At 30.1% G+C, this 20,277-nt stretch carries 17 protein-coding genes and 1 tRNA gene; 13 read left to right on the top strand and 5 right to left on the bottom strand.

Annotation, left to right across the window (positions count from 1 at the left end; genetic code table 11):
- Window positions 1–705: 705 nt before the first annotated feature.
- The 5 genes from rnr (at window position 706) to ASC41_RS08325 (ending at window position 5,847) form a co-directional block, all read left to right on the top strand.
- Window positions 706–2,904 (top strand): ribonuclease R, encoded by a 2,199-nt coding sequence (gene rnr, locus ASC41_RS08305; RefSeq protein ID WP_055436178.1) that lies wholly within the window; start codon window positions 706–708, stop codon window positions 2,902–2,904.
- A 163-nt stretch (window positions 2,905–3,067) separates the two neighbouring features.
- Window positions 3,068–3,376: a YbjQ family protein gene (locus ASC41_RS08310; RefSeq protein WP_055436179.1), complete on the top strand. Its 309-nt coding sequence runs from the start codon at window positions 3,068–3,070 to the stop codon at window positions 3,374–3,376.
- A 58-nt stretch (window positions 3,377–3,434) separates the two neighbouring features.
- Entirely contained in the window at window positions 3,435–4,109 is a 675-nt protein-coding gene (locus tag ASC41_RS08315; protein ID WP_055436180.1) for a head GIN domain-containing protein, read from the top strand.
- A 148-nt stretch (window positions 4,110–4,257) separates the two neighbouring features.
- On the top strand, window positions 4,258–4,938 hold the full coding sequence (locus ASC41_RS08320; protein WP_055436181.1) for a LysE family translocator: 681 nt from the start codon (window positions 4,258–4,260) through the stop codon (window positions 4,936–4,938).
- Window positions 4,939–4,953: 15 nt separating this feature from the next.
- Window positions 4,954–5,847 (top strand): hypothetical protein, encoded by an 894-nt coding sequence (locus tag ASC41_RS08325; RefSeq protein WP_055436182.1) that lies wholly within the window; start codon window positions 4,954–4,956, stop codon window positions 5,845–5,847.
- A gap of 171 nt (window positions 5,848–6,018) precedes the next feature.
- Here the strand turns inward: ASC41_RS08325 and ASC41_RS08330 are convergent.
- The 3 genes from ASC41_RS08330 to ASC41_RS16610 form a co-directional block, all read right to left on the bottom strand.
- Window positions 6,019–6,089 (bottom strand) — tRNA-Cys (locus ASC41_RS08330).
- A gap of 50 nt (window positions 6,090–6,139) precedes the next feature.
- Complete coding sequence (gene folB / locus ASC41_RS08335; RefSeq protein WP_055436183.1) at window positions 6,140–6,502, bottom strand: dihydroneopterin aldolase; 363 nt, start codon at window positions 6,500–6,502, stop codon at window positions 6,140–6,142.
- A 9-nt stretch (window positions 6,503–6,511) separates the two neighbouring features.
- Complete coding sequence (locus tag ASC41_RS16610) at window positions 6,512–6,643, bottom strand: zinc ribbon domain-containing protein (RefSeq protein WP_338034471.1); 132 nt, start codon at window positions 6,641–6,643, stop codon at window positions 6,512–6,514.
- Between the two features lie 203 nt (window positions 6,644–6,846).
- On the opposite strand from ASC41_RS16610, the gene ASC41_RS08340 reads away from it, so the two are divergent.
- The 4 genes from ASC41_RS08340 (at window position 6,847) to ASC41_RS08355 (ending at window position 10,954) form a co-directional block, all read left to right on the top strand.
- On the top strand, window positions 6,847–8,853 hold the full coding sequence (locus ASC41_RS08340) for a glutamine--tRNA ligase/YqeY domain fusion protein (protein WP_055436184.1): 2,007 nt from the start codon (window positions 6,847–6,849) through the stop codon (window positions 8,851–8,853).
- 87 nt (window positions 8,854–8,940) lie between these two features.
- Entirely contained in the window at window positions 8,941–9,420 is a 480-nt protein-coding gene (locus tag ASC41_RS08345) for a DUF1761 domain-containing protein (RefSeq protein WP_055436185.1), read from the top strand.
- Window positions 9,421–9,476: 56 nt separating this feature from the next.
- Window positions 9,477–10,637 (top strand): GNAT family N-acetyltransferase, encoded by a 1,161-nt coding sequence (locus tag ASC41_RS08350; RefSeq protein ID WP_055436186.1) that lies wholly within the window; start codon window positions 9,477–9,479, stop codon window positions 10,635–10,637.
- 113 nt (window positions 10,638–10,750) lie between these two features.
- Window positions 10,751–10,954 carry a hypothetical protein gene (locus ASC41_RS08355; RefSeq protein WP_055436187.1) on the top strand — a complete coding sequence of 68 codons (204 nt, stop codon included), beginning with the start codon at window positions 10,751–10,753 and terminating at the stop codon, window positions 10,952–10,954.
- Window positions 10,955–10,999: 45 nt separating this feature from the next.
- Here ASC41_RS08355 and ASC41_RS08360 read toward each other — a convergent pair whose 3' ends face one another.
- Window positions 11,000–11,932 carry an SPFH domain-containing protein gene (locus ASC41_RS08360; protein ID WP_055436188.1) on the bottom strand — a complete coding sequence of 311 codons (933 nt, stop codon included), beginning with the start codon at window positions 11,930–11,932 and terminating at the stop codon, window positions 11,000–11,002.
- Window positions 11,933–12,036: 104 nt separating this feature from the next.
- Here ASC41_RS08360 and ASC41_RS08365 point away from each other — a divergent pair, with 104 nt between their 5' ends.
- Together ASC41_RS08365 and ASC41_RS08370 are read left to right on the top strand one after the other, a co-directional pair.
- On the top strand, window positions 12,037–12,723 hold the full coding sequence (locus ASC41_RS08365) for a hypothetical protein (protein WP_055436189.1): 687 nt from the start codon (window positions 12,037–12,039) through the stop codon (window positions 12,721–12,723).
- A 56-nt stretch (window positions 12,724–12,779) separates the two neighbouring features.
- Complete coding sequence (locus ASC41_RS08370) at window positions 12,780–14,606, top strand: T9SS type A sorting domain-containing protein (protein ID WP_055436190.1); 1,827 nt, start codon at window positions 12,780–12,782, stop codon at window positions 14,604–14,606.
- Window positions 14,607–14,675: 69 nt separating this feature from the next.
- On the opposite strand, the gene gltX is transcribed toward ASC41_RS08370, so the two are convergent.
- Window positions 14,676–16,184: a glutamate--tRNA ligase gene (gltX, locus tag ASC41_RS08375; RefSeq protein ID WP_055436191.1), complete on the bottom strand. Its 1,509-nt coding sequence runs from the start codon at window positions 16,182–16,184 to the stop codon at window positions 14,676–14,678.
- A gap of 198 nt (window positions 16,185–16,382) precedes the next feature.
- Here gltX and ASC41_RS08380 point away from each other — a divergent pair, with 198 nt between their 5' ends.
- Window positions 16,383–19,865 (top strand): DUF4175 family protein, encoded by a 3,483-nt coding sequence (locus ASC41_RS08380; protein WP_055436192.1) that lies wholly within the window; start codon window positions 16,383–16,385, stop codon window positions 19,863–19,865.
- On the top strand, window positions 19,858–20,268 hold the full coding sequence (ybeY, locus tag ASC41_RS08385) for an rRNA maturation RNase YbeY (protein ID WP_055436193.1): 411 nt from the start codon (window positions 19,858–19,860) through the stop codon (window positions 20,266–20,268). Before ASC41_RS08380 ends, ybeY begins: the two co-directional genes overlap by 8 nt.
- Window positions 20,269–20,277 lie beyond the last annotated feature (9 nt).

Genomic DNA, 20,277 nt, shown 5'->3' on the forward strand with positions numbered 1-20,277 from the left:
TTCCAAACCAAAACTTAAACTAGACTACCAAAAAAGTTAGCAGTTTTCTTTGGGTTATTTATCATTAAAAAAAATACACATACAAACAGAAAAAAATAAAATACTTATTAAAAATACGATGTGAACATAGGTTATTAACAGTTGTTAATAACCCTATTAAATTCTATTAAAATCAACACATTAAACAGTTAATAAAGTGTTAGTATTAACATAAAAGTAACCTACACAATGAAATCACTAAAAAGTTATACCGCTATTAACAAGCTATCATAATCATTATTTTTTTTTAAAATTTTAAAGAAAGAAAAGTAATATATAGTATATATGTGTATAACTCTAAAATTGAGTTTGATTTCAATTCTTCTTTAAACTTAAAATAGTAGAGTTACTTTAACTTCTTTGAATAAATTAAAATGTATTCTGTTTTATTAAATTTATATTTATAGAATAAAAACTAATAAGAGTTCTATTGTAAACACTTAATCTAATATGTTTTTACGTTAACTTAATATTAAAGAAACTTCGATTTAATATAAAAAACGTAAATTTGTATAAGCTTAATTAAAAAAGACACTTTTTATTGAAAATAAAAGAGCTTTATAAATTGTTCTTCTCGAGATATCGAGAAAGCATATCTTCTCCATCAATTAAGTTTTCAATAACAGAATCTCATTTAACTCAGAGATTCAATAGATTACAAATTAAATGACAAAAAAGAAACACAGGAAACCTTCACATAACAAGATTTCCAACCTTACAAATACAATTCTTAGTATTTTAAAAAAAGATAGAAATAAATCTTTCAACTATAAACAAATTGGTGCTATACTAGATGTTAACGATGCTAGTAGTCGTAACCAGATTATAAAAAAATTAGCACAACTTAAAGCTAAAGAAGAGATTAAAGAAGTAGATCGTGGAAAATTTCAAATAGCAAATAGTACAGAATACCATACAGGTATTTTTGATGCTGCTCAACGTGGTAACGGTTACGTTATTTGCGATGATTTTGAAGACGATATTTACATAGCATCTAACAATGTTAATAAAGCATTAAATGGTGACGAAGTAGAACTTTATGTTTACAAGCGTAGAAAACAAGGTAAACTAGAGGGCGAAATAACTAAAATTATTAAGCGTGCTAAAACTGAATATGTAGGTATTATTCAAGTACATGCTAAAAAGAATTTTGCTTTTGTAGTGGTCGATGGTAACAAAATGAAAACAGACATTTTTGTACCAATCAATAAAACTATGAATGCTGAAGATGGTGATAAAGTATTGGTTTCTATGGAAGAATGGCCAGAAAAAGCCGATTCTCCAAACGGAAAAGTGCTTAAAGTTTTAGGAAAAGCAGGAGAACACAATACCGAAATTCATGCCATTTTAGCAGATTACGGTTTGCCTTACGAATTTCCAAAAGAAGTTGAAGACTTCGCAAATAATATAGATTTAAACATTAAGCCAGAAGAAATAGCGAAGCGTAGAGATATGCGAAAGGATTTAACTTTTACTATAGATCCTAAAGATGCTAAAGATTTTGATGATGCTTTATCGTTTACCGTTTTAGAAAATGGTAATTACGAAATAGGAATTCATATTGCAGATGTTTCACATTATTTACAAGAAGGAACAGTATTAGACGATGAAGCTTACGAGCGTGCAACCTCTGTATATTTAGTAGATAGAGTAGTACCAATGTTACCAGAAATACTTTCTAATGGTGCATGTTCATTACGTCCACATGAAGAAAAATATACGTTTTCTGCTGTTTTTGAATTAAATAATAAAGCCGAAATTAAAAACGAATGGTTTGGTAGAACGGTAACATATTCTGATGCACGTTTTGCATACGAAGAAGCACAAGCCATTATTGAAAATAAAAATAATACCATTCCTGCCGAAGTTTCTTTAACAGGAAAAGAATATAAAACAGATCAAGCTATTGCAGATGCTGTTTTAAAAATGGACGAACTAGCAAAAATTATGCGTGGTAAACGTATGCGTGATGGTGCTATTTCTTTTGATAAAGTTGAAGTGAAATTTAATTTAGATGAAGAATCAAATCCAGTAGGCGTATTCTTTAAAACAAGTAAAGATGCTAATAAACTTATTGAAGAGTTTATGTTGTTAGCAAATAGAAAGGTTTCAGAATTTGTTGGAAAACAAAAACCAGAGAAAACTTTTGTTTATAGAGTGCATGACGAGCCAGATGAAAGCAAATTAATGGCCTTACAAGGCGTTGTTTCTAAATTTGGACATAAGCTTAACTTTAATAGTAAAGATGGTATAGCAGCCTCTTTAAATCAATTATTAAATGATGTTCAAGGTAAAAAAGAACAAAATTTAGTAGATACTTTAGCTATTAGAACCATGTCTAAAGCAGAGTATACTACCAAAAACATTGGTCATTACGGTTTAGCTTTCGATTATTACAGTCACTTTACATCGCCAATTCGTCGTTATCCAGATGTTATGGCACACAGATTATTACAACGTTATTTAGACGGTGAAAAAACTGCTAATGCAGAAATTTACCAAGAGCGTTGTAAACACTCAAGTAATATGGAATATTTGGCAACAAAAGCCGAAAGAGATTCTATTAAATACATGCAAATTAGATTCATGCAAGATCATCAAGATGAAGAATTTGTAGGTGTAATTTCTGGTGTTACAGATTGGGGAATTTATGTGGAGATTGTATCAAATAAATGTGAAGGAATGGTAAGAACCAGGGATATTAAAGGTGATTATTATGAGTTCGATAAAGAGCAGTTTGCATTAATTGGTAAGAAAACTAAAACCATGTATCAACTTGGAGACGAGGTTATTGTAAAAGTTAAAAATGCAGATTTAGTAAAACGTCATTTAGATTTCGAATTAATTGGTAAGCCAAAAGCTTAATAATTTATCACTTCGGGTGATTATATAAAAGAGAATTGTATCGAAAAGCTATTTAATAATATATTAGCTTCTCGATACTTTTTTTTATTTAAATTCTTATGTAGTTAAATAATAAATACTGTAACATTTTGATAAAACAGTCAACTAATAAAAAACAATAATTATGGTTTTAACAACAACAAACTCAATAGAAGGATTTAGAATAATTGAATATAAAGGCATCGTTACAGGTGTAAGCGTAAATGTTAGAAAAGCATCGTTTAGCTTTAAAATGGATAAATACTACGAATCTGTAGAAGTAACAATGAACGAAGCTCAAGAGCAAGCATTTCAAAAATTAAGTGATAATGCAGCAAAATTAAATGCAAATGCTGTTGTGGGTATAACGCTAGATTTAGAAACAAATCCTAATTTAGCAATGACTATGGTATCTGTTACTGGAACAGCTGTACACGTAGTTTCAGAAAAATAATTTTATAAAAGTGTAACACTTTTAGTTTTTAATACTCTTTAAAGAAACACTATTTACAATGAAAAAATTTGCATCGGTATTATTTCTTTTTATAACAATTTCTGTCTTTTCTCAAAATCCTAAAGAGATAGGTGTAGGAGATTTTACAACGGTTAAAGTTTACGATTTAATCCATATTAGTTTAGTTAAATCTGAAGAAAACAAAGTTATTGTATCTGGTGAAGATGCAGATGATGTAGAATTAATAAATAAAAACGGCATTTTAAAAGTACGTATGAAATTAGAACGTACGTTTGATGGTACCAAGACATTTGTTGCAGTACATTATAAAAATATAGAAGTTATAGATGGCAATGAAGGTGCTAAAATTTTTGGAAACGAATTAATAGTACAAGATAAAATTGAACTTCGCGCACAAGAAGGAGCAATACTTAGAATAGGATTAGATGTAAAAAATGTTGAAGTTAGAGCTGTTTCTGGAGGTATTATAGAAACCAAAGGAAAAGCTAAATCTCAAGAGATTACCATTAATACTGGTGGTATTTACCAAGGTAAAGAGTTTATTACAGAAAGTACTAGAGTTAAAGTAAGTGCTGGAGGAGAAGCAGATGTAAATTCTAGCGAAAATGTAGATGCTAAAGTAACTGCAGGAGGAGATATTTATATCTACGGAAACCCCAAAAACGTAAAGAAAAAACACACGTTTGGTGGTAAAATAAAAATAAAAAATTAGAGTTTAAATACTTTATTACTAAAAAAAGCTTCAGTTTTATCTGAAGCTTTTTTTTTATAAATTTATCTCTAAAACACTAATAACAGTTAATTCTTTACTTTAACCGCATAATTTCTTTACTTTGTAGTAACAAGAATTAATTTTTTTTATGATAGAAGATATTCAGGCAGCAATACCATTAGGCTTTTTTTTAGCTTTTATGATTGGTCCTGTGTTTTTTGTGCTTTTAGAAACCAGCGTAATAAAAGGTTTTAGAGCAGCATTAGCATTCGATTTAGGTGTTATTGTAGCAGATATATTATTTATTGCAATTGCTTATTTTTCAAGTTTTCAATTATTAGAAAACTTAAGCAATCAACCAGGTCTTTATGTATTTGGAGGTACTATTTTGGCTATTTATGGTTTTATTATTTATTTTAAAAAACCTAAAAAGGAAGCTATAGAAACTATGAAAATAGTGATTCCTAAAACAAACTATATTAAACTATTTATTAAAGGTTTTTTCTTAAACTTTATTAATGTTGGAGTATTAGTTTTTTGGTTAGGTATTATTATAGTTGTTGGACCTAGTTTAGAAAATGATACTAATAGATTTGTTGTCTTTTTTGGTGCCATGATTACTGCATATTTTGTAACAGATATTTTTAAAATTTTGTTAGCAAAGCAATTAAAAAATAAACTTACACCTAAAGCTATTATTAAGGTTAAACGCTTTCTTGGTCTTATTTTAGTAGTTTGTGGAACAGTACTTATTATTAAAGGTTTTCTTCCAAAGGATAAATTAAATCCTCAAGAAATTTTCGAAAAAATTGAAGAACAAACCCATTAAAAAAATCTTAATTTAATGGAATCTCAAGAACAAGTCAGACTTAAATATTGTAATAAATGCATTAATAAAAAAGTAGACGATCGTTTTGGGACACTCTGCGGATTAACAAATCAGAAACCTAATTTTAAATACACTTGTAAAGACTTCGTAAAAGGAAAGCCTAAAGCTACTTTTAAAGCTGCTACAGAGCCTAAAAGACAAGATCAGCCCTATATTAAACAAAATAGGAGAGAAGTAAAGAGTAAAAGTCCATTCTGGATTGGTGGTTCTATTGTATTAACAGTTGCTATCTTTCTTTTTAAAATTGCGCGTACTGTTTCGACTTTAGATAATAGTAGTCCTAAACCTTCGCAATACGAACATGATTATCTTAAAGAATTAGAAAGAGCTAGAAATAAAAGAAACAAAGTACCAACCATAAATTACCTAAGTAAAAGTAATAGTAAAGCAGAGTTTTCTAGAAAAATGGAAACAGATACTATTATTGTTTTAAATCCTAAAGTAAAATTAAAACTCCCTAAAAGATTTAGGTTAACTATTTACAACGAAGACAGCGAATTACCAATAAAAGCAACCTCTAGAGGTTATTATTTTATTTGTAATAAATTAAAAATAGATAAAAATTTAGGACAACTAGAACAATGGAAATCATTTAGAAATCAATTGATTAATAACTATCCAGGAAGTTCATTAGTTGTAAAAACGCCATTAACTCTCAATACAGCTACAAACGATTTAGACAGAATAGATTTCATAATTAAAAACAACTCTAAAACCAATGTTATTGGTACTGCTAGAATTGTAGATTATAATAACGAACGTTACTTTTTTCAGTTAGTTTCAGATGCATCAAATGCTGATCATACTATAACTAACAAGTACTTGAGGTATTACGTTAAGGTAAATTGATTTTATTAAAAGCGACTATAATTTCCTAAAAATTAAACATAATAAAAGAGTTACTTTTTCAACTAACTATTTTGATGTAATTATCAGATTAGAACTGCTAAAAATAATACTATAATTTTCTTAAAATTTAAAGCATAAAAAAAACCTCCAGCGTTAACTGAAGGTTTTTTGAGGTGTCGAGCGGATTCGAACCGCTGTAGATGGTGTTGCAGACCACTGCCTAGCCACTCGGCCACGACACCCTAATTAGGACAGCAAATATAAAAATATTTACCGTTCTAAACTATATAGATTAACTTTTTCTTTTCTCAGTCAATTCAATAGTTACCATTTCAACATCTCCGCCAATAGGTGGATTAATTTTACTTACAGCAACTGTTGCTATACTAACTTGTTTAGCTTCAGATAATATACGTCTTAAAATACGCTTTGCAACGTGCTCTAAAAGTGCACTTGGAGTAGCCATTTCTTCTGCTACAACTTTATTTAAAAAAACGTAATTTACAGTATCACTTAAGTCATCAGAACTTGCACTTTTTTCTAAATCTGCTTTTATTTTTAAATCTACGCGGTAATCGCAACCTATAGCTGTTTCTTCTTTTAAGCAGCCATGATTAGCGTGAACGCGGATATTTTCAACTTTAATTATTCCCATTATAGTATATTAGTTTGTAAAAAAGTCAAAGATATTACTAATTCTACTGGTTTTGGTTTTAAAAAACTCTGTATATGTACATTTTTTACAAGTAACAGTTGTAAAACTCTTATTCTGTATATTAAAAAGTTTAGAAAACAGCCTCCAGTGGCTTGCATTCGGTCTATTTCACAACTAGTATTAAGACATTTTGGACATTTGTAATTTATAGCGTAGAATTTAGTTTTAATAGTATTTAAACTATAAGTATTACAAACTGAATAAATGTTACGTAATTTTGTTAATTTTACATTCTATTTTAAGTTGATTTTATAGCAAATAGTCAATAAAATAAAGAACAAATTATGTCTACAGAAACAAAATCGCTCAACTTTTTAGAGCACATTATAGAAGAAGATTTAGCAAACGGATTATCTCAAGATAAATTACGTTTTCGTTTTCCACCAGAACCAAATGGTTATTTACACATTGGTCATACAAAGGCTATTGGTATTAGTTTTGGTTTAGGTGAAAAATATAACGCACCTGTAAACCTACGTTTCGATGATACAAATCCTGCAAAAGAAGAGCAGGAATATGTAGATGCTATTAAAGAAGATGTGTCTTGGTTAGGTTATAAGTGGGCAGAAGAGCGTTACTCTTCAGACTATTTTCAAGAATTATATGATTGGGCAATTTTACTTATTAAAGATGGAAAAGCTTATATAGATTCTCAATCTAGCGAAGCAATGGCAGAGCAAAAAGGAACACCAACACAACCAGGTGTAAATGGACCTTATAGAAATAGAACTGTTGAAGAAAATTTAGACATTTTTGCTAAAATGAAAGCAGGAGAATGTAACGAAGGCGAACATATTTTACGTGCAAAAATAGACATGCAGCATGTAAATATGTTAATGCGTGATCCTATTATGTATCGTGTTTTAAAGAAAGACCATCACCGTACAGGAAGCGATTGGTGTATTTATCCAATGTACGATTGGACACATGGAGAAAGCGATTATATAGAACAAGTATCGCATTCATTATGTTCGTTAGAATTTAAACCACATAGAGAACTTTACGATTGGTTTAAAGAGCAAGTACATGCTTTTGCAAAGGAGAAGTATCCTATGCAACCAAAACAGCGTGAATTTGCACGTTTAAATCTTACTTATACCATAATGAGTAAACGTAAATTACTTAAACTAGTAGAAGAAGGTATAGTTTCGGGATGGAACGATCCAAGAATGCCTACTATTTCTGGTTTACGTCGTCGTGGTTATACGCCACAATCTATTAGAAAGTTTGTAGAAACTGTTGGTGTTGCTAAACGCGATAATTTAATAGATGTATCTCTTTTAGAATTCTGTATTCGTGAAGATTTAAACAAAAAAGCAGACAGAGTAATGGCTGTTTTAGATCCTATAAAAGTAATTATTACTAACTATCCTGAAGATAAAGAAGAATGGCTTGAAGCCGAAAATAATCAAGAAGATGAGACTGCAGGTTCTAGAAAAGTACCTTTTTCTCGCGAATTATACATTGAGAAAGAAGATTTTAAAGAAGAAGCAAGCAGCCAATTTTTTAGATTAAAATTAGGTGGAGAAGTTAGATTGAAGAACGCTTACATTATTAAAGCAGATAGTGTTGTAAAAGATGCTCAAGGTAATGTAACCGAAATTCACTGTACTTATTCCAAGGATACCGAAAAGAAAGTTAAAGGAACATTACATTGGGTATCTATAAAACATGCTATTAAGGCAGAAGTTCGAGAATACGATAGGTTATTTACAGACGAAGCACCAGATAGTCATGCAGATAAAGATTTTATGGAGTTTATTAATCCTAAGTCTTTAAAAACAATTGAAGCTTTTGTAGAACCAAGTTTAGCTGAGTCAAAAATAGGAGAGCAGTTTCAATTTCAACGTTTAGGTTATTTTAATGTAGATACCGATTCAACTTCTAATAAATTAGTATTCAATAAAACAGTTGGGTTAAAAGATTCTTGGGCTAAAGTAAAGCCTAAAACAGCAGAGAATACACAACAAAAACAACCACAACCAAACAAGCGTTCTGCAATAGATCAAATAAAATCTTACGGTAAAAAGTACGATCGTATGCAAGACGAGCAACGTGATAAAGCTAAAGCTGAAATACAAGAACTGGCTAAAAATGTATCTTACCAAGATTTAGAATCTCTATTTGGAACTGCAGTTAAAAAAGCTGGTACACGTATTATAACTATGATAAGTTTAGGAGTTTTATTAGATAACGGATTAGAAAAAAACGAAGCGATAAACGATTTTATTTCTAAAGCTTTAGACGATAAAAATCAATTGTTAGTAACAGAAGCTAAAGCATTAGCTTAAATTATAACTTACACATATAAAAGCCTTTAAATAATATTTAGAGGCTTTTTTGTATCTTTAAAATAACTAACGAACACATAAATATTTATGGAATTTAATTTTTTAGCAATCTTAGTAGCGGCAATAACACCTATTTTAATTGGTTTTTTGTGGTATAACCCAAAAACTTTTGGAAACGCATGGATGCGAGAAGCAGCAATGACACCAGAAAAAATGAAAGGTGGTAATATGGCTATTATTTTTAGCCTTACTTTATTATTATCTTTTGTTTTAGCTTTCTTTTTACAGCAATTAACAACTCACCAAATGGGAGCTTATAGTTTAGCACAAGGTGAATTAGGAGAAACAGCAAACTATAAAGCTTTTATGGAAGAGTTTAAAAACGAATTTAGAACTTTTGGACATGGTGCTTTACATGGTGTTTTAGCAGGTGTATTTTTATTCTTTCCTGTAATTGCAATTAATGGAATGTTTGAGCGTAAAAGCTGGAAATACATTTTTATAAACTCAGGTTACTGGATTGTTTCTTTAGCAATTATGGGAGCAATTGTTTGCGGTTGGGTATAATATTGTAATTTTATAAAATATTAAATGAGACTGATGGATTTACCATCAGTTTTTTTATGGGTAAACTACAAGTTAAAATATACAATAAAGTTAAAGAGCTACCAGACTCCTGGAATGCTCTGCCTAATAATGATGTGTTTTTAAAAACATCGTTTTTAAGCGCTTTAGAGCAATCTTCGCCTAAAAACATTACATCACAGTATATTGGTGTTTTTAAAGCCGAAAAACTCGTTGCAATAGCTATAATACAGCGCGTAGAAATGTATCTCGAAGATATTTTTAGAAATAATAACGATAAGTATTTAACTCAAAAAGCAAAACAGTTAATATCTAAAATAGTTAGAGGTAATACGTTAGTTATTGGTAATATAATGCATACAGGACAGCATGGTTTGTATTTTAATGCTGAAGAAATAAGTTATAAAGAATATCTAAACCAATTAGCTGTAGTTATAGATATAATTAAATATAATTTAAAACAAGAGCAGAATAAAAAAGTACGGCTAATAGCTTTTAAAGATTATTTTGAAGACGATGCAATCCATAATAATCAAGCTTTTTTTAATTCCGAAAAACTTTATAAAGTACAAGTACAGCCTAATATGGTTTTTAATATTCCATATTCTTGGAACACTTTAGAAGACTATACTTCCGCGTTTACAAAAAAATACAGAGATCGTTTTAAATCGGCTAGAAAAAAAGGAAAACAAATTGTTAAACGAGAATTAACTATTGAAGATTTATATGCATCAGAATCTAAAATGTTTCAGCTTTATAAAAATGTATCAGACAATGCACGTGTAAATTCTTTTATATTAAACCAGAATCATTTTATAACGTTAAAAGAAGAACTAAAAGATAGTTTTAAAGTCTTTGGCTATTTTATTGAGGAAGAACTTGTGGGTTTTTTCACTTTAATTATTAATAATAAAACAGTAGAAACTTATTTTTTAGGGTATAACCATAAGTACCAACAAAAGCATCAAATGTATTTAAATATGCTGTTTGATATGGCACAGTTTGGTATAGAAAATAAGTTTGAGCAAATTGTTTATGCTAGAACAGCAATGGAAATTAAAAGTTCTGTTGGTGCAAAAGCTGAGACTATGCATATATACATGAAGCACACTAACTTTGTTGCTAATTCTATGCTAAAATTAATTGTTAAGTACTTAAACCCAGTAACTAAATGGGTAGAACGACATCCTTTTAAATAATAAATTTTGTATTTTTAATATACTGATAAACAAATATTTAAGTATTAATTAACAACAATAAATTCTTATTACGTATTAGTTTTTATAACTTTAATCTAGACAGAAAACAGATTATGGAAAATAGAAATCTTCTTACTAAAATAAGTACATTAACTAGAGAAATTGAAACTAAATATCCGGAAGTTTACGAACATCTTGACGAGATTCCGCAAACCATTCCAGATGTTGAAAATCCGGAAGTAGAAAAAAAAGAATTGGAGAACTACCTTAATAGTTTAGAAACGATAATAGAAAAAGCAAAAAAAAACCTGAAGTAAAATACTTCAGGTTTTTTTATTCTAATTAAGGCTATTCAATTTTTATTATTTACTAGCCTTTTTATTAAGTTTAGCTTCTTTCATAGCTTCACCAATTTCATTACTTGCTGCAAAACTTGCAACCATATCGTTAAGCATATTACTTCCTGCTTGTGGCGAATTAGGTAATAAAATTAGATTACTATTTGTTTCGCTACCAATAGCTTGTAAAGTATCGTAATGTTGTGTTACTACAATTAAAGCAGATGCTTCTTGAGAGTTAATACCAACTTTATTTAATACTTCTACACTTTCTTCTAAACCTCTAGCAATTTCACGACGTTGGTCTGCAATACCTTGTCCTTGTAAACGCTTACTTTCTGCTTCAGCTTTTGCTTTTTCAACAATTAAAATACGTTGTGCATCACCTTCGTATTGTGCAGCAGTTTTTTCTCTATCAGCAGCATTAATACGGTTCATTGCTTCTTTTACTTGCGCATCTGGATCGATATCTGTAACTAAGGTTTTAATAATATCGTAACCATAGTCAGACATTGCTTCATTAAGTTCAGATTTTACTGCAATGGCAACATCATCTTTACGTAAAAATACATCATCAAGTATCATTTTTGGTACTTCGGCACGTACAACATCAAATACATAAGAAGTAATTTGATCATGCGGATAATCTAATTTATAAAAAGCATCCTCAACTTTATCTCTAATAACTTTGTATTGCACAGAAACTTTTAGACGTACAAATACATCATCTTTAGTTTTAGTTTCTACAATAACATCTAATTGTTGAATTTTTAAACTTAAACGTCCAGCAATTTTATCTACAATCGGAATTTTAAATTGTAATCCAGATTGACGAATAGCTTTAAATTTACCAAAACGCTCTATAATGGCAGCAGTTTGTTGTTTTACAGTAAAGATTCCAGAAAATAAAATGATAAGACCGAAAAGTATAATCGGAATAAGAATAATTTTTCCCATAACAGTTTTTTAAGTGGTTAAAAAAGCTAATTATTAGCTTTTAAGATTAATAAAAATGAAATACTAATTTAAGTTATATTTGCTCATAAACACCCAAATTTCAGATGAAAAGAATACAACTTTCCTTATTAGTAGCACTTATGCTATGTTTCGTTACAAAAAGTTTTGCCCAACATAAAAATTACGACATAAAAAACGGCTTTGGTTTGTTTGGTGGTGTTACGCAATTCGATATTATAACAGATAATTTTGAAACCACTAAAGGCGATGGTTGGATAGGAGGTATGAGTGCTACTGTAGATCTTCCACACAAATGGTATAATGCAAGTTATGGTATGCAACTTTCAGAGAATACTATCGGTATTTCTGGCCGCACAAGTAATTTAGATTTATCTGCAAAAGAATTGGAATACAAGATTTTTACGGCGCAAATAGCTTTTCTATGGCATGCTAAATTAGCTGGAAGCTATTTAACTTTAGATTTTGGACCAATGTTACAATACAATAGCGATCTTGAGTTAAAAGACGACCAACAAGAGAATTTTTTAATTACAAATTACAATGCTTTAACAGCTAACGATATTACAGATATTTCTAATTTTAATGTAAATGGAGCAATAGGTCTAACCGCAGGATTTAGTATAATTAAGTTCAAAGCACAATATATTTATGGTTTTTTAAATACACTAAATGCTTTAAATTCTAATAATGATTTAGATTTATTAGGAAGTGATAAGAAGTTTAAAGGTAACCAGTCTATGTTGGCTTTTTCTGTTATGATTACTTTTTAAATAATTGTAACTATCTTGCAGTTAATTATTTATAGTAAATACTTAAATTTAAAATAATGAAACAAAAACTACTTTTTACCTTATTTACAGTTTTATGCTATGCTACAATTTTTGCGCAAAGCGAAAATGAAACCATTGCTCGCAATTGGATAGAAGACAATAAAAGCGATTTAAGTATACAAGATAGTCACACGCTAGATATGCAATTTAGTAGAGCTGGTTTGTCTGGTGAAACGTTTCGTTTTTATCAATTGATGAATGGTGTTAAGGTTTTTAATGCTGAAATAACTGTTCATGTTTCAAATAATAAAAGGGTTTCTTTTTCAGAAAGTTCTTATGATTATTCTATTGAAAGCATAAAGACTATACCTAGTATTTCTGAAAATCAAGCAAAAGAAACAGCTTTAACAAACTTAAATGTTTTAGCTTCTGATGTTGTTAGTTTAGAAAACGAAATATTTATAATAAAGCATCAAAATCAAACACTATTAGTACGTAGAGTTTTAGTAAATGCTTACTCTAAATCTGGAGCTTGGGAAGTTATGGTAGATGCTCAAAATGGTTCTGTTTTAAGTTCTAAAGATGTTGCTTTTTATTATAGTCACGGTAAAAAAGACAAAGAAATAAACACTCAAAAAAATAATACTTCAGCTTCCTTTATGGCAACTGGAACAGCTATGATTTTTGATACAGATCCTTTAACTGCAACTACAAGTCCTTATGGCGGACAATATGTAGATGGAAATGATGCAACTAATGCGGCTTTAGACGCTGCAAGAACTCCAGTTAATCTTTTAGATATAGAATTTGCAGGAGGAAATTATAGATTAAAAGGACCTTACACAGAAATAGCTGAGTTAACAGGACCTAACAAAGGTTTGTTTATTCAAAGTACAAGCAATTTTGAGTTTAATCGACAAGAAGATGGTTTCGAGGCTGCAAATGTATATTACCATACAGATAAAGCGATGCGTTATATTAATGTAGATTTAGGCATTACATTAGCACCATCTCAAAACGGAGGTGTTATTCGTTTTGATCCACATGGCGCAAATGGAGCAGATAATTCTTACTATACTAGTGGAACTTTAAATTTTGGAGAAGGTTGTGTAGATGATGGTGAAGATGCCGATGTAATTTTACACGAATTAGGTCACGGTTTACACGATTGGATTACGAATGGTGGTTTATCTCAAGTAAACGGTTTAAGTGAAGGTAGTGGAGATTATTGGGCTAACTCTTATAAAAGAAGTTTAGGATTATGGTCTGCAACCGATGCTGCTAGAAACTGGGTTTTTGGATGGGATGGCCATAATGCATGCTGGAACGGAAGATCTACAGTTTATGGTGCACAATATCCAGGTGGACTAGTTGGACAAATTCATGCTGATGGACAAATGTGGGCAACTACTTTAATGGAAATTTGGGAAGATATTGGTCGTGAAAAAACAGATAAAGCCTTTTTAGAAGGTTTAGGAATGACAAATAGCGGAACAAACCAGCAAAATGCTGCTATTGCTGTAAGACAAGCTGCTATAGATATGGGAGCAGCTCATGGTTATACATGTGATGATATTCAAGCAATTACAGATAGGTTTACAGCTCAAGGTTATAATTTACCTGCTTACACCTGTAGTTTAAGTGTAGATGAGTTTGCTGTAAATACTATTTCAATATTTCCAAATCCTACAAAAGGCGTATTAACTTTTAAAAATATAAAAGAAGACTATAGTGTTGATGTTTATAATATGTTAGGTCAAAAAGTAAAAGATCAAACAATAAATACAACAGCTAACGCAATGGATGTTTCAAATTTAGCAACAGGAACTTACTTTATTAAATTTAATGGTGTTGACACAGTATTAAAGTTTATTAAAGAGTAATCGTTAAATAATACACATAAAAAAAGCGAGCTATTATAGCTCTTTTTTTTATTTAATATGTTTCCGTTTTTATAAAACAGTAATCATTTTCTCAATACGTTTTATAGTTTCAGTTTTACCAATCATATACATAATATCAAAAACTTCTGGTCCTTGTAAAGCACCAACTAAAGCTAAACGTAAAGGCATCATTACTTTTCCAAAACCTATTTCGTTTCCAGTAATCCAACCTTTAATTTCTTTTTGAAGCGTTTCTACCTCAAACTCTTCAATATTAGAAATTATAGACACTAATTGTGTCATTAAGTCTTTAGTTTCATCTTTAAATGCCTTTTTAGAGGCTTTTTCGTCGTAGTTTTCTGGAGCAACAAAGAAGAAGCTGCTTAAAGCCCAAAAGTCGTTTACAAACGTTGCACGTTCTTTAATTAAACCAACAACCATTGCAATATAACTAGGATCGATAGTTGCTAATTCAGAATGATTTTTTTGAAAAGCTTCAGCTAATACATCATCACTTTGCTCTTGCATATAATGATGGTTAAACCATTTTATTTTGTCTGGATCAAAACGTGCTCCTGCTTTATTTACACGGTCTAAATCGAAAGCTTCAACTAATTCATCTAAGTTAAAAATCTCTTGTTCTGTTCCAGGATTCCATCCTAAAAAGGCTAAGAAATTAATTACAGCATCTGCAAAATACCCTTCTTCTTTATAACCTTTAGACACGTCTCCATCTGGAGAAGTATATTCTAATGGAAATACAGGAAAGCCTAATTTATCACCATCACGCTTACTTAGTTTTCCTTTTCCTGTTGGCTTTAAAATTAATGGTAAATGTGCAAATTCTGGAGCTTCCCAACCAAATGCAGTGTATAATTGCATGTGTAATGCTAAAGAAGGTAACCATTCTTCACCACGAATAACATGAGAGATTTCCATTAAATGATCATCTACAATATTTGCTAAATGATATGTTGGCATACCATCACTTTTAAACAAAACTTTATCGTCTAAAACGTTAGTATCAATTTTAATATCACCACGAATTATATCTTTAAGACGTAATGTTTCATCTTGAGGAGATTTAAAACGAATAACATAATCATCGCCATTATCAAGCTTTGTTTTTACTTCTTCAGCAGTAAGCGAAAGAGAGTTAATTAACTCTAAACGGTTATGCCAATTATAAATAAAAGTCTGTTTGTTAGCTTCGTATTCTTTTCTTTTAGCGTCTAATGTTTCTGGTGTATCAAAAGCATAATAAGCATTACCAGAAGCAATTAATTGCTCGGCATATTGCTTGTATAAATGCTTACGTTCACTTTGTCTATAAGGTCCAAATTTTTCATTCTTATTTGGTCCTTCATCAAAAGGAATATTACACCAATTTAAAGAATCTATTATATACTTTTCGGCACCTTCTACGTAGCGGTTTTGGTCTGTATCTTCAATACGTAACACAAAAGTTCCGTTGTATTTTTTTGCAAATAAATAGTTGAAAAGAGCAGTTCTAACTCCTCCAATATGTAAAGGTCCTGTAGGACTTGGTGCGAAACGCACACGAACGTTTTTAGACATCGTTTTGTTGAAAATTAACGCTTAAACATCAAAAATGTTTAAGTTACTTATAAATTATCATCCTGAACTTGTTTCAGGATCTTGACCGCAAAGATACAATTAACACATAATTATTAGAGATTGAATAATAAAATTGTAGTTTTATAAGTTGTAAACAAGCGGTTTTTATGCTTGTTTTGTAAATTAGAATGAAAATTAATGAGTAATTTCCAAAATATACAATCCAAACTAAACCAGTTTATTAGAAAATATTACACTAATGAATTAATTAAAGGTGTGATTTTATTTTTTAGTATTGGACTTTTATATTTATTAATTACATTATTAGTAGAACATTTTCTTTGGTTAGGTTCTACAGCTAGAACAGTTTTATTTTGGTTGTTTGTAGCCGTGGAAATTGCATTGTTTATTAAGTTTATTGCCATTCCGTTGGCTAAATTATTCAAGCTTAAAAAAGGAATTAATTTCGAAGAAGCTTCTCGATTAATAGGAAATCACTTTCCGGAGGTTAACGATAAGTTACTTAACGTACTTCAATTAAAAAACACAAATTCAGATTCTGAGTTATTATTAGCAAGTATCGATCAAAAAGCTTCCGAGCTAACACCAGTTCCATTTAAATTTGCTATTAACTTCAAAAAAAATGCTAAATATTTAAAATATGCAGCCATTCCTTTGCTTATTATTTTTGTTACAGCTATTTCTGGAAAATTAAATTGGTTTAGCGACAGTTATGAGCGTGTTGTAAATTATCAAACAGCTTACGAGCCACCAGCACCATTTCAATTTTTTATTTTAAATGAAGATATGCAGGCTGTCGAGAATAAAGAATTCCGATTAATTGTTAAAACCGCAGGAGATGTTGTTCCAGAGAACGCACAAATTACTTTTAATAACGAAACGTATTATTTACAACAACGTGGAGTAGGTGCTTTCGAATATGTTTTCGAACAACCTCAAAACGATATCACTTTTAATTTATCTGCTAATAACGTAGCCTCGAGACCGTACACAATATCAGTTGCACCAGTACCAACGTTACTTGGTTTCGATATGGTTTTAAATTATCCAAATTATACTAATAAAAGAGATGAAGTATTAAAAAGTACAGGAAATGCTGTGGTACCTACAGGAACGAGTATTACCTGGAAATTAAGAACTAAAGCAACAGATTATGCAACGCTTTATGCTAAAGATACTACGCTGTTTAAAAGTAATGAAAATGGTCAGTTTTCTGTTGTAAAAAGAGTGTATAGTAATTTAGATTATAGCATTGCAACAAGTAATAAACAATTAAAAGATTACGAAAACTTAGCGTTTAATATTCAGGTAGTTAGAGATGAATATCCAGAACTAAAATTACAATCTAAGGTAGATTCTTTAGATAATCAATCTCTATATTTTTTCGGAAAAGTTAGCGACGATTATGGTTTAAGTAAATTACAATTAGTGTATTATCCTACCGGAAATGATAAGGATAAAAAGGTAGAACCTATTTCAATATCTAAATCTAATTTTAGCGAGTTTATAAGTGCTTTTCCTAACAATTTAGAAATTACTGAAGGTACAAGCTACGATTTATACTTCGAGATTTTCGATAACGACGCAGTAAGTAAAAACAAAAGCACAAAAAGTAGTGTGTTTAGTTATAGGAAAAGAACTGCAGACGAAGAGGAGAAAAAACAATTAAAGGAACAAAATGAAACCATTAAGGATTTAAATAAATCATTAGACAATTTCGAAAAGCAACAAAAAGAATTAGAAGAATTGTCTAAAACACAAAAAGAAAAATCTGAACTTAATTTTAATGATAAAAAGAAGTTTGAGAATTTTATGAAGCGTCAAAAACAACAGGATAAAATGATGCAGAAGTTTAATAAAAAGCTTCAAAAGAATTTAGAGGATTTTCAAAAAGAAAATAAAGAAAAAGATCAATTTAAAGAAGATTTAAAACAACGCTTAAAACAAAACGAAGAGCAACTTAAAGAAGATGAAAAGCTAATTGAAGAATTAGAGAAATTAAAAGATAAAATTAATAAAGAAGAATTTTCAGAAAAATTAGAAAAGCTAGCTAAAAAAGCGAAAAGCCAAAAAAGAAGTCTTGAGCAAATGCTTGAATTAACGAAACGTTATTACGTTAATAAAAAGATGGAAAAAATTGGTAATGAGTTAGACAAGCTTGCTAAGGAACAAAATAAGTTAGCTAACGAAGACCCAAAAGAAAATACCAAAGAAAAACAAGAGGAGCTTAATAAAAAGTTTGAAGACATACAAAAACAATTAGACGAGCTTGAGAAAGATAATAAGGAATTAAAGAAGCCTATTAATTTACCGAGAGATGAGAATAAGGAAGAGAATGTAAAAGAAGATCAAGAAAAGGCATCTGAAGCATTAGAGAATAAAGAAGAATCTTCTAGCGAAGAAGAAAAGAAAAGCGATAATGCTAAAGCTAAGAAAAACCAAAAAGCCGCTGCTAAAAAAATGAATGAGATGAGTATGAAAATGCAAGCCCAAATGGGACAATCATCTAAAGAAGCATTAGAAGAGGATATTGAAATGTTACGTCAAATTTTAGATAATTTAGTTTTATTTTCTTTTGATGAAGAAAAGCTCATGAAACAATTTAATAGCATAGAAATAAATCATAATGAATATGCAACGTATTTAAAAAAGCAAAAAAATTTAAGAACACATTTTGAACATGTAGACGATAGTTTATTTGCAATGGCTTTAAGACAGCCAAAAATTTCTGAAGAAGTCAATAAGGAAATTTCCGATGTTTATTTCAATATAGATAAAGCAATGGCTGAATTGGCGGAGAATAATATCTATAAAGGAGTCGCATCGCAACAATACACAGTAACATCTGCTAATAATTTGGCTAATTTTTTAAGTGATGCTTTAGATCAATTACAAAATGCAATGTCAATGCCATCTCCAGGGCAAGGTCAAGGAGAAGGTGGAATGCCACTTCCAGATATTATTATGAGCCAAGAAGAGCTTAATAAAAAAATGGAAGAAGGAACAAAAAAGGGAGAAAGCGGTAAAACTAATAAAGGTGAAGGAGACAAGCCAGGAGATAAGTCTGGTGATAAACCTGGTAAAGGAAAAAAGCCGGGAGATAAAGGAGAAGGAGGAGAAGATGGTGAAAATGGAAAAGATGGTAAAGGAAAAAAAGGCAAAGACGGAAAAGGAGAAGGTAACGGCGAAGGCGAAGGTAGTGGTGGAAAAGGACAAGACGGGTTTAATGAAGATGTAAATGGTGAGTTATATAAAATCTACCAACAGCAACAATTGATTCGTCAAGCACTTGAAGAAAAGTTAGCTTTAGACGAAAAATTAGGAAAAGGAACTCCTTCAGAAGCGAAGCAATTAATAAAGCAAATGGAAGATGTAGAAGAGGATCTTATTAATAATGGTTTCACAAACGAAACACTTTCTAAGATGATGAATTTACAACATCAGCTTTTGAAATTAGAAAAAGCAACTTTTGAACAAGGACAAGAAAGTAAGCGAAAATCTGAAACAAATAAAAACGAATTTTCAAATAATACGAATAATCAAATTCCTAAAGCTAAAGAATATTTTAACACCACAGAAATATTGAATAAGCAAGCATTACCTTTGCAGCAAATTTACAAACAGAAAGTACAAGAATATTTTAAACAAAAGAATGATTAGTTTTAACTACGAAAACGATTTTAAGCTGCCTAACGAGACTCAAATCTCTAAATGGATATCATCTGTCATTGTAACAGAAAACTGTAAAGAAGAGGAGATTAATTATGTTTTTTGTGACGATGATTATCTTCACAAACTTAACGTAGATTTCCTAGATCACGATACTTTAACTGATGTTATTAGTTTTGACTACTCAGTAGGAAAAACATTACATGGTGATATTTTTATTTCAACTGAAAGAGTAGCGGATAATGCAAAAGATTTTGAGAACACTTTTGAAGAAGAATTACATCGCGTTTTAGTTCATGGTGTTTTGCATTACTGTGGCTACAAAGATAAAACAGACGAGGACGCAAAATTAATGAGGGAGAAAGAAAACTTCTATCTTAATACATTAAAATAGAATTCAGTA

The sequence above is a fragment of the Lacinutrix algicola genome, assembly GCF_001418085.1.
Classification (GTDB): Bacteria; Bacteroidota; Bacteroidia; order Flavobacteriales; family Flavobacteriaceae; genus Lacinutrix; species Lacinutrix algicola.

Excerpts from the sequence above, each read along its gene's own strand:
- ASC41_RS08360 (WP_055436188.1), bottom strand. The coding sequence starts at position 11,932 with ATGGGAAAAATTATTCTTATTCCGATTATACTTTTCGGTCTTATCATT.
- ASC41_RS08320 (WP_055436181.1), top strand. The coding sequence starts at position 4,258 with ATGATAGAAGATATTCAGGCAGCAATACCATTAGGCTTTTTTTTAGCT.
- ASC41_RS08380 (WP_055436192.1), top strand. The coding sequence starts at position 16,383 with ATGAGTAATTTCCAAAATATACAATCCAAACTAAACCAGTTTATTAGA.
- ASC41_RS08350 (WP_055436186.1), top strand. The coding sequence starts at position 9,477 with ATGGGTAAACTACAAGTTAAAATATACAATAAAGTTAAAGAGCTACCA.
- ASC41_RS08325 (WP_055436182.1), top strand. The coding sequence starts at position 4,954 with ATGGAATCTCAAGAACAAGTCAGACTTAAATATTGTAATAAATGCATT.
- gltX (WP_055436191.1), bottom strand. The coding sequence starts at position 16,184 with ATGTCTAAAAACGTTCGTGTGCGTTTCGCACCAAGTCCTACAGGACCT.
- folB (WP_055436183.1), bottom strand. The coding sequence starts at position 6,502 with ATGGGAATAATTAAAGTTGAAAATATCCGCGTTCACGCTAATCATGGC.
- ASC41_RS08310 (WP_055436179.1), top strand. The coding sequence starts at position 3,068 with ATGGTTTTAACAACAACAAACTCAATAGAAGGATTTAGAATAATTGAA.
- ASC41_RS08355 (WP_055436187.1), top strand. The coding sequence starts at position 10,751 with ATGGAAAATAGAAATCTTCTTACTAAAATAAGTACATTAACTAGAGAA.
- ASC41_RS08345 (WP_055436185.1), top strand. The coding sequence starts at position 8,941 with ATGGAATTTAATTTTTTAGCAATCTTAGTAGCGGCAATAACACCTATT.
- ybeY (WP_055436193.1), top strand. The coding sequence starts at position 19,858 with ATGATTAGTTTTAACTACGAAAACGATTTTAAGCTGCCTAACGAGACT.
- rnr (WP_055436178.1), top strand. The coding sequence starts at position 706 with ATGACAAAAAAGAAACACAGGAAACCTTCACATAACAAGATTTCCAAC.
- ASC41_RS08365 (WP_055436189.1), top strand. The coding sequence starts at position 12,037 with ATGAAAAGAATACAACTTTCCTTATTAGTAGCACTTATGCTATGTTTC.
- ASC41_RS08370 (WP_055436190.1), top strand. The coding sequence starts at position 12,780 with ATGAAACAAAAACTACTTTTTACCTTATTTACAGTTTTATGCTATGCT.
- ASC41_RS08340 (WP_055436184.1), top strand. The coding sequence starts at position 6,847 with ATGTCTACAGAAACAAAATCGCTCAACTTTTTAGAGCACATTATAGAA.
- ASC41_RS08315 (WP_055436180.1), top strand. The coding sequence starts at position 3,435 with ATGAAAAAATTTGCATCGGTATTATTTCTTTTTATAACAATTTCTGTC.